Genomic DNA, 16,577 nt, shown 5'->3' with positions numbered 1-16,577 from the left:
AAACAAAAGCAGCTTTATATTTACATTAGAGGTTTGGATTTACCTTAAAGCTAACGTACTTTCATAACTGCAATAACACCAATGAACCATTATTACAGGAACAATACTAAACGATTGAAAAATGCCACAGGTTTTAAGCACAGCATAAAATTTATTTGTATCCTGATTCTTATTTTTTTAGGTAGCAAGCTCACAGCACAGGAAGAATTTGTACCGCCGCCGGCAAAAATCATCACCTCTTTCCCTTTTACACAATTAACCGGTGGTATTATTATTATACATGGCACATTAGACAGTTTGCAGGACACGCTGAATTTTGTGCTTGATACCGGCAGCGGCGGCATATCGCTCGATTCGGCCACCTGCGCTTATTATAATCTTAAGCTTGAACCAAGCGATCGTATTGTACGCGGCATTGCAGGCATGAAATATGTTTCATTTGCCAAAGATCACTCCCTAAACCTGCCCGGCCTTACAGTAAAAAGTCTTGATTTCCATATAAATGATTATGAAATTCTATCAAGCGCTTATGGTATGCATATAGATGGCATTGTCGGCTACAGTTTTTTCCGCCGCTATATTGTTAATATTGATTATGATGAACAATTGGTAAGAATTTTCACCGTAGGCACTTATAAATATCCCAGGGGCGGCCATCTTTTAAAACCTCAGTTCTCAACCCTGCCTATGCAAATGGCCAGTGTAAAAGATGCCAATAAAGTGTTTGCCAAATTTTATCTTGATACGGGAGCAGGCCTGTGTTTATTAATGAATGATGATTTTGCAAAAGACAGCGTTATTTTTAAGAAGAAAAGAAAGATGTTTTTATCGCAGGCCGAAGGCCTGGGCGGAAAAACAGATATGATGCTCTCCGTAGTAAAAGAAGTTAAAATAGGGCCTTACCGGTTTCGTAAGGTGCCTGCCTATATTTTTTCAGACGATTATAATGTTACCAATTATCCTGTATTAGGTGGCCTTTTGGGAAACGATCTTCTCAGGCGCTTTAATATGTGGATCAATTATCCATTACAGGAAATTTATATCAAGCCCAACAAGCATTATCTTGATTCATTCGATTATTCTTACACCGGTCTTGGCATTTATTTAATAAACGGCGCTATTACGGTTACTGATATTATAAAAAGCTCTCCTGCTGAAACTGCAGGATTTCAAAGCGGGGATATTATAGTGGGCGTGGAAAGCAACTTCAGCAATAACATACAGGCATATAAAATTTTACTGCAAAATGCACGCACAAAATTGAGGATCGTTGTTATGCGCAAGGGTCAACCCCAGATAATTTACCTGAAAGTTAAGAGCATACTGTAAGTTTGCCGGGTTATGGGAAGCTGCAGGTTGTTGGCTTCAGACACAGGTTGAAGCTTCTTAATGTTGGCAGCGTTTTGAAAATTTTAAACTTCCAGGATTTACATGATACACTATAATCGTTTTGTTTTAGATAATGGGTTGCGCGTTCTGGTGCATGAAGATAATACAACGCCAATGGCTGTTGTAAATGTTTTATACGATGTGGGCGCAAGGGATGAAGAACCTTCAAAAACAGGGTTTGCACATTTATTTGAGCACCTGATGTTTGGCGGCAGCATTAATATTCCTGATTATGATGAACCGCTGCAACGCGCCGGCGGCGAGAATAATGCTTATACAACCAACGATCTCACGAATTATTATTGCCAGTTGCCCGCTGAAAATATAGAAACAGCCTTTTGGCTGGAAAGCGACAGGATGTTAAGTCTCGCATTCAGTAAGAAAAGCCTGGATGTGCAACGCAAAGTGGTAAGTGAAGAATTTAAAGAACATTATATTAATAAACCTTATGGCGATGCCTGGCATAAGATGCGGGAGCTGGCGTACACAACGCATCCTTACCGTTGGATGACGATAGGAAAAGAGTTAAGCCATATTGAAGATGCAAAGCTGGAAGACGTAAAAAGTTTTTTCTTTAAACATTACAGGCCCGTTAATGCAATATTGGTGGTTGGGGGGAATGTGAAAACAGATAACATTAAACGCCTCGCGGAAAAATGGTTTGGCCCTATTGAATCCGGCACCAAATACCTGCATCTTTTACCGGCCGAACCAAAACAAACAGTTAAACATGCGGAAGAAATTAAAGCCGACGTTCCATTGGATGCATTTTATGAAACATGGCATATTCCGGGAAGGCTTGATGCCGGGTATCATGCAGCAGATTTAATAACAGAAATTTTAGGCGGCGGTGCTTCATCACGCTTGTACCAATCGCTTGTAAAAGAGAAAAGATTATTCAGCAACATTGAGTGCTACCATTTTGGCAGCATCGATCCGGGTTTACTCACTATTGAAGGAAAGCTTGTAAAAGGCGTATCAATGCAAACTGCTGAAAATGCTATTGCAGAAGAATTGGCCCGGTTAAAAGAATATATTATAAGTGAAGAAGAGCTACAAAAAGTAAAGAATAAAACGGAAAGCATCATTGCATTTGAAGATATCTCGTTGATGAGCCGTGCCAGCAGCCTGGCATATTATGAGTTGCTTGGAAATGCAGATTTAATGAACCAGGAGCTTTCCAAATACCAGGCTATAACGGTGCAGGATATTCAGCATTACAGCCGGGAAATTTTTGAAGATAATAACAGCAACCTGCTGTATTATTATAGCAACAATTAAAGAGCAGGTTGATTATTTGATTAGTTGAAAAGTTGAGAAACCAAAAGTTTTGTAATTGGGTTTAGGGTTGAAAATAAACCCGTAAACAATTGAACCTGCAAACTTTTAAACTTCTACAGCTACCTGAAGTTATCATCATTCAAATCATCTTCATCATCATTATAATTCATCTGGCCCAGGTTCATCATACTGCCGATAAGATCTTTAAACTCTATCTTTCCTTCAATAACTTTTTTGCTGATGAGGGAATAAGCGGCAAGGCCATGTAAAACAAACTCCATTAATAAAGCGTTTTCTTTTTCATTGGCATGCGGAAAATACTTTTTTACAAACCCATATAAGCCATCCACTTTATACAAAGCATTTATTTTATCGGCATCTTTTGCATCCACCATTAAATCTATATGGTTGCCTGCATCAAACCACTTTGTTATAGCTTTATATGGATTATCATTTTCTTTTTCAGCCTGTGAAGCTTTGCCTGTTGTCCTGCGCTTTTTTAATGTTTCAGGATTTGGAAAATAAGTAATGAACTGTGAGCGGATGGCTTTATCAAGCAGGTTTACTGCCACCTGGTAAGGGCCTTCCTGTTCACCTTCATATACGAGCTCTATTTTACCCGTTATTGAAGGAATAATACCTACGAGGTCACTTATCCATATTTGTGTATGCTGTTCATTGTTACGAATGCTTCTTCTTTCCGCACTGCTGTAAGCATTTTCCATAGCAGCAATTGGCAGCCTTGCACTCACTCCGCTTTTCTTATCTACATATTCGTTATTACGCGCTTCAAAAGCCACCTGTTCTATTAAGCGTTTTACCAGGTCGCTTATGGTTATAAGTGATTTTTGCTCTTCAAGAATATTCGCCTCCTGTTCTGTTATTTCCAGCGAAGTCTCAATTGTTTTAGGATAGTGGGTTAATATCTGGCTCTGGATCCTGTCTTTTAAAGGTGTAACAATGCTGCCACGATTTGTATAGTCTTCCGGGTTAGCAGTGAACACAAATAAGATATCTAATGGCATTCTTAATTTAAAGCCACGTATCTGTATATCGCCTTCTTCAAGAATATTAAACAAAGCCACCTGGATGCGGGCCTGTAAATCGGGAATTTCGTTGATTACAAAAATACTGCGGTTACTGCGCGGGATAATCCCATAATGGATTACACGTTCATCAGCAAAGCTAAGGCGAAGGTTGGCTGCTTTGATCGGATCGATGTCTCCAATTAAATCGGCCACACTTACATCGGGTGTGGCCAGTTTTTCGCCGTAACGTTCGCTGCGGTGCAGCCAGGTTACGGGCGTTTCATCTGCATGCTCTGCAATAAGGTCTTTGGCATATTTGCTCAAAGGATTTAACGGGTCATCATTCACCTCGCTGCCTGCAATTACAGGAATATATTCATCCAGCAATTCAGTCATTTGCCTGGCCATGCGTGTTTTGGCCTGGCCGCGTAAACCGAGGAACAGTATATTATGACGGCTTAACAACGCTCTTTCCGTATCGGGAATTACGGAATCTTCATAACCAATAATTCCCTTGAATGTATTCTCTTTATTGCGTATGCTTTCAATAAGGTTTTTTCTTATTTCGTCTTTTACAGAAATGGATTTGTAACCACTTTTTTTTAACTCACCTAATGTTTTAATCTTGTCTATATTCATTATTAAATTTTTTGCTACGAAGGCTAAGTTTAATCGCCTTGTTTTTTTAATTACCTGTTGTCCAATCTTATAACAACATCTAACCTGTATGTACCTAAATACGAATCAACAATTTCTTTAGCTTAATTTTTGCCTGACCTAACAGCATTATTTTAGCAGCTATATTAAGAGTTATATTGTCATGAAAACATTCTTCTTATATGTTTCATTTACCAACTTAATACACGGTTTTTCTTTTGCCGCTTTCAAAATCGCGGAAGATAAACGCACCCAGTTTATCCAGTGATGCAAAGAAAGCTTTACCGTTATTGGTTTCCGTAAACTCTGTAACAAAACGCTGCAAATAGGGATCGCTCGCTATCATGAATGTAGTAATAGGGATCTTTAGCTTTTTGCATTGTGCCGCCAGGTTTAAACAACGGTTCGTGATCTTCCTGTCAAGCCCGAAAGCATTTTTATAATAGCGGCCACCAACTTTTAAACAGGTAGGCTTGCCATCAGTTATCATAAAAATCTGCTTATTCGGGTTTCTTCTGCGGCGCAGAATATCCATTGCCAGCTCAATACCTGCAACGGTATTGGTGTGATAAGGGCCCACCTGCAGGTAAGGCAGATCTTTAATTTCAACGGGCCAGGCATCATTACCAAATACCACAATATCCAGCGTGTCTTTAGGATATTTGGTAGTGATAAGCTCACTCAAGGCCATAGCCACTTTCTTTGCCGGCGTAATCCTGTCTTCGCCGTATAAGATCATGCTGTGTGAAATATCAATCATCAGCACAGTGGATGTTTGCGCCTTAAAATCTGTTTCGCGGATCTGCAGATCATCTTCATGCATCTGAAAACTTTCTACACCATGATTGATCTGGGCGTTGCGGATACTTTCCGTAAAATCAATCTGCTCCAGCATATCGCCAAACTGGAATGGCCGGTAATCAGGACTTATTTCATCACCCTGCCCGGGCTTATTGGTTGCATGATCACCTTGTTTACTTTTTTTGAGCTTGCCAAATATTTCTTCAAGGCTTTTTTTGCGAATGCTTTGTTCACTTTTAGCAGTTATCTGCAAAGCGCCGGTTTCACTATTATCCTTTATATAACCATTGCGTTTCAGGTCATCAATAAAATCACCCATACCATATTCATCATCTGTAAGCTGGTACTTTTTATCCAGCTCATTCATCCATTGCAGCGCTTCATCGGCATCGCCGCTGGTATAGGTAAGCAATTGCATGAAAATATCAAGCAACTGCTCAAATTTGCTTTTACCATTCGCTGCAGGATCAAATTTTACAAACCTGTTTCCAATCATAACGTGTAAGCTACATAAAAAAATGAAAGCCCTCATGCACCGGGCAGGAGAATTTAGTTTTCTTTAATAAGAAAGTGTACCGCCTTTAAACTTTACCGGGAGAAGCAGGTATTATGCCTGAGCGGTAGGGCCGCCAAAATTGAGCGGAATTTCAACCTGTTCAAGGTCCTGTATCTTTCCATGAACATTTTCGTAACGTTCAATATTTTCCTGCATGGCGCGCATAAAGCGTTTGGCATGCATGGGTGTGAGGATAATGCGGGATTTTACTTTGCTTTTGGGCGTGCCGGGCATTACATTTACGAAATCTATTACAAACTCAGCATGGCTGTGTGTTATAATAGCAAGGTTGGCATAAGTTCCTTCCGATACTTCTTCACTTATTTCTATGTTGAGCTGGTTTTGCTGCTGCGGTTGATCTGCCATAACCTGTAAATTTATTTCTGCAATGTTAGCGATTCTTCCACAATACGTTCATCCCCGCTTAAATTTTTATAGCTGCTTTTAATATAAATATCTTTTGTAAGCGGATTGAACGTGGATGTTATAATGGTAAATGACCCGGATTTTACCGAGCTTTTTGCCACGTCATTTACATCAGCTATAAAAGTTCCGTTTGCATAAGTCAACAGGTATTTCCAGCCGTTTGAGCCAAGTTCTGCGTAGTCAAGCTGAGACTGTGTGGAGGACACCGGCGCCAGGTTTTTGGTTAATTGGGTAGTGGCTGTATCGCTGATGATACCGCCGGCGGCATCACCATCATAACTTGTTTTGAAACTGGTGGAAGCATAAATGCCGGCCAGTTTATTGCCTGAAGTATGCAGGTATAAAACCCGCCTGCTTGTATCCAGCTTATACTGGCTTATGGAAGTTATAACTACAGGCAGCATATAGTCTTCGCCACCAAGAAACTGTTTATTGAGTTTTACGGGAATGGTATCGTAAACGCTTTCTGTTGTAGCAGTAATACTGGTTTGAAAACTATAAGCAGTAGAAGGCATTTGCTGGTAATTGGTAAAATGCACGGAATTATAATACTGGCGGGATGAATCTTCCACGCTCAACATAATGGTAACCTCTTTTGAAGGCAGGTAGGTGGAAGATATAATCATATTGAAGGTAAGCGTATCGGCAGAGGGAAACAAGATCAGGTTATCATCAAACCCGGCCGGGCCGCCATTTACAAAATAAAAATTGGGTGTTGTATCTATAGAGTTAGAATCCTTTTTGCAGGAGGCAAACGCAATCATCAAAGCAGCGGCCGCAATAACAGGCTTGGAAAAACGCATGAGGGAATTTTCGGCAAATCTATGGTTTCTTGAATATGGTTGTAAAATCGGGTGATTTAAGATATGTTAAGATGTAGGTCAGTTATGGGAATCTTATAGATAATTATAATAATAAAGCCGTTTCAAAACTGAAACGGCTTTATTTAACGAAGATTCATGGTTATGGCCTTGGCCCAACGTATACAAATTTCTCAGTGAATTTACATCTTATTGTAGTTCCAGGCTGTAACATAAAGTAACTTACATTCAACTCCTCAGGAGTTCCATCTGCGCTAAATGTCATTTTATTTTCGCCCGCCGGATCAAGTTCCGCACTTCTTCCATTGGAACTTGGCTGGCCGTAAGAATTTACAACACCTGTTACATTCCCTTCAGTATCAAAAATAAATTCGGGGGCAAAACTACCATAATATGAGCCGGAATACGAATCATCACTAGGGTCATAAACAAGAAAATCATATCCAAATATTCCGCCGTTCAAGCCAGTATTAAAATACCCGTTTCGGGTAGCACCGGTAGTAACTAAATCTATTGTTTTAGTATAATCTGCAAGGAAATTGCTGTTGGTAAGATCAACAAAACTTCCGTCTACTGTAAATTCTCCGTCATAAATATTTCTTACAGTTATAGAATATAAAGCAGATCCAAAATTACCGCTTACTTCACCAACAGAAGTTGAAGTGATTTTTAAAGGAAGTGCATAAGCAGCATTAAAATCGTAATCATTTGAAAGTTGCGCTTCTATTGTAGCTTGTGCCATTTGCTTACCTTTCGGTATAACCAACGTTATTGGAAAACTTGTTTTAAAAAGAGACATTGGGGGTGCTACATAATTAGCGCCGTCAACACTATGTTCAGCATTATAAGTAGCGAGTAATGATTCGTCTATATCTACAGTCACTGTAATATCCTGTGGTGCCATTTCATCACCTGCGTAATTAACGTTAACTTTAAACGACGCGGTATCACCGGTCTGTAATGATCCTAGATCAATTGCAAACCTGGGTGCAGCAGCTCCACTGGGATTTGTAGCTATGGACCCGGTGTTTCCAAATTCGGTAACATTATCTGACAGGCCGGTATCCAGTGTTAACGAATCATCTTTTAAACATGAAGTAAACATCATGCTCGTTAACAATAATAGCGACCCTCCTATTTTAAATAATCTTTTCATAATATGTATTTTGTATGCATTAAATTTTATCAGTTACTTAAACAAATCAGTTAGGATCCCAGAAGATCATTGAATTAAATTCACTTATATCCTTGGGCAAATTCGCATTGTTATAAGACAATTCGCTGGTAGGATATAAAACCCTTGAAGGCAGTTTATCCGGTCTTGTACTAACAGACTGTAAAGAGGCAAATGTTTTAGTTCCATCTGTAGAGCCATTAACAATTTTTGGGTATCCTGTACGCCTGAAATCATTCCAGCCCTGGTCGGAATTCACCATATTTAATGCAATATATTTTTGGGTAATAATTGCTTCGAGACGTTGATCATTTGAAGATGCATTTTCATAGTGCACCAGATAATTATCACCGTTCAGATCTTCACTAAGATAAGCTTCATAGTCTACTTCAGGATCCCAGCCGTTTAGATCATAAGAACCATCGCGCAGCCTGTAGATGTATTTGTAAGAATCCTGTATGCCTTTGTAAAAAAGAGAGTCAGCCTTAACATTTACACCAAAACCGCCCTTCAATGCTGCTTCCGCTTGTAAAAAGTCCGATTCAGCCAGGGTAATAATTGGCATGGCCATGCCAGATCCTTTCAATACGCCAATGTTGTTTTCTTGTTCTTCATAAGGTGTTATCCAGCTTCCCGCTGCCGGCGCTGAAGGCACACTTGTGCTTTCATAACCCAACTGGTTGGTGCCAAAAGAAGAACCGCCAAAATTATTAAAAATGGCATATCCTCTGTAATCATTCAATTTTGTGCCATCATAGAATGCAGCTATAAACTCTGTTGGCATCCATGCCCTGTTAGCAGTGCTCCCGGTATAGGTATATCCCCAGGTATTCCATTTTGGATTTTGTTTGCCGTCAGCCTTTTGGTAGCCCGGGTTGATAACAGCATCGGTGGTCAGAAAACCAACCGGATCATAGCTGTTGCTAAAACTGAGGCCGCCTGATTGTCCCCTTAAAGCAATACGCAGTTTTACTGTATTGGCAAACTTTTTCCAGTTGTCCATATTGCCCTTAAACATAACATCATTATCAGAAAACTCCTGAATATTACCCACAGAAGCTCCGTCATTGATCAATTGGATCGCCTCATCCAGTAAAGCATAAATGCTTTGGTAAACATCCTGCGCCTTATCATAAGTAGGCGTAAGGTTTTCTGTTTCTTTAAAGGCCTCTGTATAAGGAACGTCATTATAAGTATCCACTAAAAGCTGAAATTCATAGGCTTTCATGATTTTCGCCGCAGCATTATAATAATCGTAATCCTCGTTGCCTTCCGTATTATTAATTATCCACTGGTAATCGGCTAAATTATCGTAAGCCTGGTTCCAGCAATTCTGATAATCATCATTACCCAGGTTATAGGTAACCGAAGAACCAAAGCCGCCGTATCCTCCTGCATTAGCCATGTATCCACCTAACTGGGCGCCCATTGAATTATAAGTGCTTACTACATTCGCTGTAGCGGTTAGTGCCTGAGAAAGCACCAATTCAGGGGTTGAGGTAGTTGCAGAATTTGGATTCTCATTTATATCAAGATATTTTTTACATGAGGTGAGGCCAAACACCAGTACCATGCCCCATACACCTATATTAATAATTCTCTTCATTTGTATTTTTTTTCAATTTTAAATGTCATTTACACTGATAGATTTCTCTTAGAAGTTTATGGCTATTGTTCCACCATAATAGCGTGAAGGCGGCGCTGAGCTTATGCCTGTGATACCAATACCGTTGCTGGTACTGCTAACCTCGCTGTATTCAGGATCAGTGTAAAAGTTTGTTTTCGGAAGCCAGATAAACAGGTTACGGCCCTGCACGCTTACATCAATGCCTTTTATGAAAGAAGCTTTTCTAAACAAGCTTTGCGGAAGGTGGTATGCCAGTGAAAGCTCTCTTAACTTCCAGAAAGCGCCTGAAGAAACATAGTTGGAAGACACATCCCTGTTGTTTTCGCTGGTCCAGAAACCGGCGTTACCGTTTCCGTCAGTAAGTGTAATGTTGGTATTCTTAATATAAGTACCCGGGTGTGCCGGATCTTCATAAACCGAATTAGGGAATACAAAACGGCCACGGTTAAATAAGGTTGTTCTTATACCTGTACCTGCCCAGTCAACATCTGAACCGGAACCAAAATACATGTTATATCCACCCCTGTACTGGAAAAGTCCTGTAAGTTCAAAACCTTTGTACTGAACATTAAAATCGAGGGAAAGCCTTTGTTTAGGCTGGGAATTGCCCAGAATTTTCAGTGTGGCGTCCTTTGTTGGCTCACCGGTTGAGGCATCTACAATTACATGGCCTTCATCGTCTCTTACAAAATCAAAACCCATAATTACCGGGAATGCCTGTCCTGCCACTGCATAGATACCGGAACCATCTGTGTAACCAGCCAATCTTATTTGGTCAACACCATTACCAATTTCAATAACCTTGTTATTCAGGTAGCTGAAGTTACCACCTACGGTTACACGCCAGTTAGCGGTTCTTATAGGAGTAACATGTAATTCCGCTTCCAGGCCTTCACTCATGGTTTCGCCAACATTGGTAAGGTAGCCGCTGCCACCGGAAGTATAGGAAAGACCTGTAGTAACAGTTTGATTGTTTGTAACAGAATGATACCAGGTTACAGCAGAAGTAAGCCTGTCGTGCATTAAGCTGATATCGAAACCAAATTCATATTGTTTAGTGATTTCAGGCTGTAGTGAGGCAGATACGATAGTATTATCCAGGCCGAAACCGGGAAGGCTGCCATAAGGGAAACCGCTCTGCTGAGAAAATGTTCTCTGCAACTGGTAAGCACCAAAGTTGGTGTTGTTTCCAAGGTTTACCTCGCCCACTTTTGATACACCGCCGCGGAGTTTTAAGTAAGTGATTGTGTTACTGTTTTTAATGGCGTCTATAGCCTGGCTGGCTACAAAGGAAAGGTTGGCTGAAGGATAGAAGAATGACCTGTTTGCCGCAGGCAAGATAGAAGACCAGTCATTTCTGCCGGTAAGGTTTAAAAATAAATAATCTTTATAGCCTACCTGTAAAGTACCGTAAACGCCCATGATGCGTGCCAGGTAACTGGCTTCGCTGGCGCCCGGAATACCTACCAGGTTACCCACATTGTAAAGGTCAGGTATTACAAGAGGTGAAGCGGAAACGCCTGTTCCTTTATACGCATTCTGATTCCATTGGCCGCCGCCCACTAAATCAAATGAGAAATCATTTGCCTTTTGCTTTATTTCAAAATAAATATCGCTCAGCAAATTCATGGTGTAATTTTCATTATCAGAAACACCCGCTGCAATATCTGATTTTGAGTTGCTGCTTGACTCCTTCGCATATTCTGTATACTTGAAGGAATTATTCCAGGATTTACCGTACTGGTTGGTTTTGGTAATACCCTGGCGTGCAGTAAGGCTTAACCAGGATAAAGGAGAATATTTTAATTCCACATTTCCTATCAGGTATTCATTTCTTTCATCCCTGCGGTAGTTATCCAGCTGCCAGTAGGGGTTCAGGTACCATGGATTATAATAACCATTAGGATTGGCCAAAGGATCTGTTTGCCAGTTGGCATACCTTGTAATGTCAATATTCGAAGGCATGTTCAGCATATTATTATATATGCCGTTCGTTTGGGTAGTGATGTCATAATTATTCTGCGTATAACCTAAAGAATAATTCACCGCCAGTTTATTACCGTAAATTTTTCTTGAACCGTTTACACGTAAGGATGTCCTGTTAAACTTGTCTTTGGGTGTGGTTCCCTTTACCGATGTATATTGACCTGATACATAAATAGTGGAAACTTCATCACCACTGCTTAAAGAGAAATCTGTCTGGTTGGTGATACCTGTTTTCCAGAACTTTTCACGCGTATCATTTCCTGTATACAACTGTGTTTCCTGTGTGCCGTCTTCAAGCGGTTCACCAAGAGGGCGTGTAGAACCGTCAAAATGCGGCCCGTAACTCTGGTTTTCAATGGAAGAAAAATTAGGCTGGCCATTTTCATCATATCCGTAAGAACTACCACCCTGGCCATATGACATTTGATTTTTTGGGAAAAAGGCAACATGCTCACCGGTAGTTGTATTAGCCACGCGAACGTTCGTGCGGCCGGCAGTTCCTCTTTTTGTAGTAATGATAATGGCACCATTGGAAGCCTGGGAACCATACAAGGCAGCAGCACTTGCACCCTGCAGAATATTGAACGATTGAACGTCTTCAGGGTTGAGGTTGTTTAAAACAGAGTTGGGTACGATTACGTTATCCAGCACTATCAGGGCTTCGTTATTTCCGGTAAGCGACCTGTTACCTCTCAAGATAATACGATAGTTGGGGTTAACGCCGCCGGTAGTTCCCTGGATGTTTAACCCTGCCACTTTATCCTGCAGGCCACCCGCAATATTGATAGCTTTTCCTTTGGTAACGGCTGCACCGGTAATAGCAGTTTGGGCAGAACCAACCTCGCTCTTTCTCCTCGTTATACCACCTGCAGTTACCACAACTTCGCTTAATTCCTGGTTAGTTCTGGTTACAGCAACATTAATATTGCGGGAATTACCAACCGTTACTTCCTGGTTGGCAATGCCAACTGCCGAAATAACCAGTATATCGCCCGGTTTAGCCGCAATACTAAAATTAGCATTGGCATCTGCCGCAACGGAAGAGCTGGTTCCTTTTACATTTACTGTAGCGAAGGGAACGGGGTCGCCATTTTGGTCTCTCACTGTTCCGCTTATTCTTTCCTGCGACCAGGCCGCAAGCGTAATAAGCATAAAACCAAGTACACTTAGAATTCTTCTCATTTTAGACAATTTTTGATTTTAAACGTGTGATTATAAAAGAATGATGAAAGCAGTTAAAAAACTTATTTGATAATCAATTAAATTTTCTCATTTACGATTTCAACAAAAATCAAAAAAAATATGTAGAAACAGCACTTTTTGTTAAAATAATTTTTTTTACCTTATTAAAGTAACTGTTCCCCTCAACTGGTGAACCTTTTTATCATTCGGATTTTGATAAATAGTCCTCCACACATAAACGCCCGGCTGACCGGGATACGCTTTTATATAGCCATCCCAGCCTTCCTGGATTTTGGAAGTCCGGAACTGAACCTGTCCGAATTTGTCATACACAAAAAATTCATACCGGAGAGGATTACAATCTATAATGGGTTTAAACCTGTCATTCAACCCGTCTTTATTGGGGGTAAATGAATTTGGAACAAACACCTTACAGTTACATGCTTCAATGGCCACTGTAAAAGTTTTATTATCAACAGAACATTCATTGTAAGCAGTTATGGAATAAGTTCCGGAATCAGTCATTTTCCTTACAGGATAAATTAGCCCCGTGCTCCACAAATAACCTGTTGCATTGGGTGTTGTAACGTCGTAGGTGAAATCCTGGCCTTTACAAATGGTTGTGTCTTTAATATTGTCTGCAATATGTACAGCAGCAATATTATTAATATTTACAATAGCAGTTGCAGTATCAGCCTGGCATCTCGTATAAATAATGGCTGTTGCCGTGTAAGTTCCCACTCCGGGATAAGTATGTTGCGGGTTTAATAATGTAGAAAAATTGTTTTCATCCGATGCTGCATCCCCAAAATTCCATTTTACAGAATCCACTTTCTTATATAATAAGGAAAACTCAACAGGTTTATCCATGCAGTTTGACTTTTGAATCTGAATACCGTTCTTTTCCGGCGTATAAGTAAACGATCGTATGTAATTGTAGTTGATAATCGAAAATTTTTGCTTCAAATCCAGTCCGTTATACTTATAAAAACAATTCTTGCCCGCCTTATTGGGAAATTCAATTACTGTTGCCGCATGGTCAAGATCTATACTGGCCGTACGCTGGCTTATATAAATTTTTTCATCAGGACCAAGCTGCAAAGTTTTGTAGACAAAAAAACATACGCGGGGGCTGCATGCTTCATGTTCAGAATAGGAAATTTTAAGTTTTGTAGCCTGGATAGACGAAATATTACCCGCATTCAGGTCAAATTGATAAACGTCATGAAACGAGCCCGGTATTTCTGCATTGGCAGATTGTATTTCAGAAGCATAATACAGTTTTGTGCCATCAGGTGATAATTCGGCATCTTCAAATTCTTCTGCATCGCCGGTTGTAATTTTTAAGGGCGAACTGAATTTGCCGGTTTGGTTATCAAAATCAAACACAAATATGGCATGGTCCGGCGCTGAAGGTAGTATCATTCGTTCCCCGCTGGCGGAAAATTTCATGTTACCATATCCCGCATTTATAAACCCTGCAGGTAAAATATCCGGAAAAGAAGAAACAACCGGCATTGGATTAACGCCCTTATCTGTTACTAAAAAACTGTATAAACTGCCATTTGCTTCTGCAACAATCCAAACATCCTTTCCGTTACAGGCATGCGTGCCCGCTACAAGCCCAGAAGCATTGTCTAATAACCTTGTATAATAATTATCTATGGTTGATGGTTCAGGGTAAACGATCTCTACATCCGAGCCGGTTTTTGCCCTTATCGTGAGATATTGAAGCTTGTTGGCATAGCTATGATCGGAAACGCCAAAAAGATAATATAAAGAATCATGCCCTGGATACGGCAAAATCAAGGGCATCATCAGGCCAGACCACGGCCATCTGCCCAAATATCTTTTTACTTCTTTTTTATTCTTATTCCATAAAGTAATGCCATCCGTATAAAATAAAAGATTGCCGCTGGAATCGCAGATAGATGAAATATAGTATGGAAGGATGAAAGGAGAAGGGGCTGGCGGTGGAAAAGAGGTAATGCTTTTTACCGGTTTTGGCGGGCTGGTATTAAAATCAAGACCCGATTGCGCTCCAAAAATCCACACATTATTAAATGGCTGGGCATGGCTCCTTTCACCAGAAAGCAATGCTAAAATCAGCATTTTCCAAAAAAATATAGGTGGAGAAAACTTCATCAGGTATCAAAAATAAAAAAGCAGGAAACGCTACATTCCTGCTTTTTTAGAAGGCATTGTTTATTTAAAATTTATCCCAGAAAAGCTTTGTGGTAACCTCATCCCCGCCAATGGCAGAAGAGGCTGCTTTCCAGTTAGGGCCATTTAAGTTTTGTTCATTAACCGGGTAAGTATAACGCACCGGGTAATCAGATAAGGCGGTTTCAGGGGCAACCAGAACAGGATAATCCAGTCTCCGCTGCTCAGTCCAGGCATCAAAACCCCGGTTATAAAGCGCTATCCATTTCTGAACACCAATTTTCTGCTTCCATGTGCCGGCTGCAGTTGCATAGTTTACGGAAGGCTGGGCTAAATAAGTTGCGGCATCCCCGCTTGAACCACCCCAGAATTCAATAGAAGCTGTAATGGCTGCATTGTAATGCCCGGCAGCCGTTCCACCCACACTCATTCCTCTTTCAACCGCCTCTGCCAGTAAAAACTCCACTTCGGCATAATCCAGCAGGTCATTGGGATAGTCCGGCGCTGTAATAGCTTCAGCAGGTTTTGAGAAGGTGGCATAATTGCTTGAAGCGCCCGCATCACCGCCGGAGTAACCCCCGTTTGCATCTACTGTGAAATAGGCATCCAGTCTCGGATCTTTTAAAGCTTTCAATGCATCAATTAAAGTGGCGCAGGCAACAAAGTCCTTTCTGCCACTTTGTACAAGATCAGTCCAAACGGGATTAACATTCGGTGTGGCGGTAGTATAATAAAAGAGCGCATTATCGTCATTGGAATCAAATACACCGGCAGTTACAGCGGACTCAACAGTAGATTTTGCAGTAGCAGCATCAGAATCTGCCAGCAACATGCCCATTTTTAATTTGATGGAATTGGCAAACTTCAGCCAGGCAGTAACATCGCCGCTATAAAGCAGGTCTGCAGAACCGAACGCATCCACATCTGGGTTCAAAGCGGCTATATCATTATTTAATCTTGATAACAAATCAGCATACACCGTAGCTGCATCATCATACTTTGGAAAAGGATTATTAATATCCTGCGCTTCTGTATATGGAATATTACCAAACGTAGAAACAAGTATGTAATAAGCATATACCTGCAGTATATCGGCGGTAGCTATTTGGTTTTTTTGAACATCAGGATCAGCTACATCTGTAGGAATAAGCGCTTTGGAAGCTGTCAAATCCTGTATAACTGTCAGGTAATAGGTCGCCCACCAGTTCTGCGGAATATTTCTTGTACCTAAATCATAATTACTCTCATCTGTATAAGTTGTTTCCTGCCATTGCTGGGTAATTAAACGAAAAATACCCGAGTTTACATTGGCAGAAGCCAACTGGTCAGACAACGCTTTTTGGGCATTTGTAAAAAGCGAATAGGAAGGTACTACAGATGGGGCCTTGGGATCCTTATTGGAGAAATCTTTTGCACAGGAACCGAGGAGCACCAACCCAAAAGCGGCTATAATAATTTTTTTCATTTCAGTATTTTTTACGTGTTT

11 protein-coding genes are annotated in these 16,577 nt (G+C 40.6%); 2 read left to right on the top strand and 9 right to left on the bottom strand.

Annotated features, from left to right (window positions below):
• Positions 1-81: 81 nt before the first annotated feature.
• Positions 82-1,329: an aspartyl protease family protein gene (locus ACTHN6_RS03405; RefSeq protein WP_440434307.1), complete on the top strand. Its 1,248-nt coding sequence runs from the start codon at positions 82-84 to the stop codon at positions 1,327-1,329.
• A gap of 102 nt (positions 1,330-1,431) precedes the next feature.
• Entirely contained in the window at positions 1,432-2,670 is a 1,239-nt protein-coding gene (locus ACTHN6_RS03400; protein WP_440434306.1) for a M16 family metallopeptidase, read from the top strand.
• A 119-nt stretch (positions 2,671-2,789) separates the two neighbouring features.
• Here ACTHN6_RS03400 and ACTHN6_RS03395 read toward each other — a convergent pair whose 3' ends face one another.
• The 9 genes from ACTHN6_RS03395 to ACTHN6_RS03355 all read right to left on the bottom strand — a co-directional run bounded on the left by ACTHN6_RS03395 (position 2,790) and on the right by ACTHN6_RS03355 (position 16,556).
• Positions 2,790-4,337 (bottom strand): magnesium chelatase, encoded by a 1,548-nt coding sequence (locus ACTHN6_RS03395; protein ID WP_440434305.1) that lies wholly within the window; start codon positions 4,335-4,337, stop codon positions 2,790-2,792.
• A 217-nt stretch (positions 4,338-4,554) separates the two neighbouring features.
• Complete coding sequence (locus ACTHN6_RS03390) at positions 4,555-5,652, bottom strand: vWA domain-containing protein (RefSeq protein ID WP_440434304.1); 1,098 nt, start codon at positions 5,650-5,652, stop codon at positions 4,555-4,557.
• 111 nt (positions 5,653-5,763) lie between these two features.
• A complete protein-coding gene (locus ACTHN6_RS03385) occupies positions 5,764-6,078 on the bottom strand; it encodes a DUF3467 domain-containing protein (protein WP_440434303.1) in 315 nt (104 codons plus the stop codon).
• Positions 6,079-6,089: 11 nt separating this feature from the next.
• Positions 6,090-6,941 carry a DUF1735 domain-containing protein gene (locus tag ACTHN6_RS03380; RefSeq protein WP_440434302.1) on the bottom strand — a complete coding sequence of 284 codons (852 nt, stop codon included), beginning with the start codon at positions 6,939-6,941 and terminating at the stop codon, positions 6,090-6,092.
• A gap of 160 nt (positions 6,942-7,101) precedes the next feature.
• Entirely contained in the window at positions 7,102-8,115 is a 1,014-nt protein-coding gene (locus tag ACTHN6_RS03375; protein WP_440434301.1) for a DUF1735 domain-containing protein, read from the bottom strand.
• Positions 8,116-8,161: 46 nt separating this feature from the next.
• Positions 8,162-9,739 carry a SusD/RagB family nutrient-binding outer membrane lipoprotein gene (locus tag ACTHN6_RS03370; protein ID WP_440434300.1) on the bottom strand — a complete coding sequence of 526 codons (1,578 nt, stop codon included), beginning with the start codon at positions 9,737-9,739 and terminating at the stop codon, positions 8,162-8,164.
• Between the two features lie 48 nt (positions 9,740-9,787).
• On the bottom strand, positions 9,788-12,928 hold the full coding sequence (locus ACTHN6_RS03365; protein ID WP_440434299.1) for a SusC/RagA family TonB-linked outer membrane protein: 3,141 nt from the start codon (positions 12,926-12,928) through the stop codon (positions 9,788-9,790).
• A 156-nt stretch (positions 12,929-13,084) separates the two neighbouring features.
• Entirely contained in the window at positions 13,085-15,040 is a 1,956-nt protein-coding gene (locus ACTHN6_RS03360; RefSeq protein WP_440434298.1) for a T9SS type B sorting domain-containing protein, read from the bottom strand.
• A gap of 97 nt (positions 15,041-15,137) precedes the next feature.
• Entirely contained in the window at positions 15,138-16,556 is a 1,419-nt protein-coding gene (locus tag ACTHN6_RS03355; RefSeq protein WP_440434297.1) for a SusD/RagB family nutrient-binding outer membrane lipoprotein, read from the bottom strand.
• Between the last annotated feature and the right edge of the window lie 21 nt (positions 16,557-16,577).

It is taken from the genome of Parafilimonas sp., assembly GCF_051953455.1.
In the GTDB taxonomy this organism is placed as follows: domain Bacteria; phylum Bacteroidota; class Bacteroidia; order Chitinophagales; family Chitinophagaceae; genus Parafilimonas.
This window is presented reverse-complemented; position numbering and strand designations above follow the sequence as displayed.